Raw genomic sequence first — 1,534 nt, forward strand, 5'->3', positions numbered from 1 at the left:
CAGGCGCTGGCGGTGTTCGGCGCGCTGGGCCTGGGGCTGGCGCTGCCGTACCTGGCCGCCAGCTGGGTGCCCGCAGTGGCGCGCGCCCTGCCACGCCCTGGCGCCTGGATGGACACGCTGCGCCGGTTCATGGCGTTCCCGATGTTCGCCACCGTGGTGTGGCTGGTGTGGGTGCTGGGCCAGCAAAGTGGCATCGACGGCGCGGCGGCCCTGCTGGCGCTGCTGGTCACGCTCAGCATGGCGGTCTGGGCGCTCACGCTCGCCGGGCGCACCCGCTGGGCAATTGCTCCTATTTCGATAGCACTCCTGGCATATTTGACTACGGCATGGGCACCAAAAGTGCTTGAAATCGCGCCGGCTTCGGCCGCAGCGGTGCCCTCTGCCAGCGGCTGGCGCCCCTGGCAGCCCGGCCTGCCCGAGGAACTGGTGGCCAAGGGCCAGCCCGTGTTCGTGGACTACACCGCCGCCTGGTGCGTGACCTGCCAGTACAACAAGAAAACCACCCTGGCGCACGAGGACGTGCTGAAGGACTTCGCCGCCAAGAACGTGGCCCTGCTGCGCGCCGACTGGACGCGCCGCGATCCCGCCATCACCGCCGCGCTGGCGCAACTGGGGCGCAGCGGCGTGCCGGTGTACGTGCTGCAGGCGCCGGGCCGCCCCCCCGTGGTGCTGTCGGAAATCCTGGGCGTGCAGGAAGTGCGCGCGGCCCTCGCCGGCCTGTAAGCGCCTGGTCCAGCAGGCGCCCCATCGCCCTGCCGGCACGGGGGTTTTGGGTGGCGACGCGCTGGAGGCTCGGTGACACTGGGCCGCCCCGGGGCCCCGGCCCCGTTCGTTCTTTCGACAGGAGAAATGCCATGCTTCGACGGACCCTCTTCGCCTGCCTTTTCCTCGCTGCGGGCGCTGCCCAGGCGGCGGCCACCGTGGGCCAGCCCGCGCCCGACTTCGCACTGAAGGACGCCACCGGCAAGACCGTGCGGCTGTCGGACTTCAAGGGCAAGCACGTGGTGCTGGAGTGGACCAACCCGGGTTGCCCCTTCGTGCGCAAGCACTACGACAGCGGCAACCTGCCGGCCACGCAAAAGGGCGCGGTGGACCAGGGGGTGGTGTGGCTGTCGGTGAACTCCACCGAGAAGGCCAGCAGCGACTACCTGGCCCCCGCGCAACTGGCCGCCTGGTTCACCGAACGCAAGGCGGTGCCCACCGCCCTGCTGCTGGACGAGGAAGGCACGGCCGGCCATGCCTATGGCGCGCGCACCACGCCGCACCTGTACATCGTCGATCCCAAGGGCACGCTGGTGTATGCGGGCGGCATCGACAGCATTCCTTCGGCCCGCCCGGCCGACATCCCGAAGGCCACGAACTACGTGAAGGCCGGCCTGGCCGACGCCCTGGCGGGCAAGCCGATCGCGGTGCCCACCACGCAGCCCTACGGCTGCTCGATCAAATACAAATCGCCGGCATAAGCCGGCGACGGGGCCGGCGACGGGTCTGCCATCCGCCGGCAATGGGCATGGCAGCACGGCCCCGGGCGGGC

General features: G+C 70.7%; 2 protein-coding genes. Both read left to right on the top strand.

Annotated elements, in window-relative coordinates; all coding sequences use genetic code 11:
- Nucleotides 1–723 (top strand): protein-disulfide reductase DsbD family protein (locus AC27KI_RS24540; protein WP_487116371.1); only part of this gene is annotated, 723 nt, incomplete at its 5' end.
- A gap of 131 nt (nucleotides 724–854) precedes the next feature.
- Nucleotides 855–1,463 carry a thioredoxin family protein gene (locus AC27KI_RS24545; protein ID WP_487116373.1) on the top strand — a complete coding sequence of 203 codons (609 nt, stop codon included), beginning with the start codon at nucleotides 855–857 and terminating at the stop codon, nucleotides 1,461–1,463.
- Nucleotides 1,464–1,534 lie beyond the last annotated feature (71 nt).

The organism is Acidovorax sp. KPB24-03, assembly GCF_057546605.1.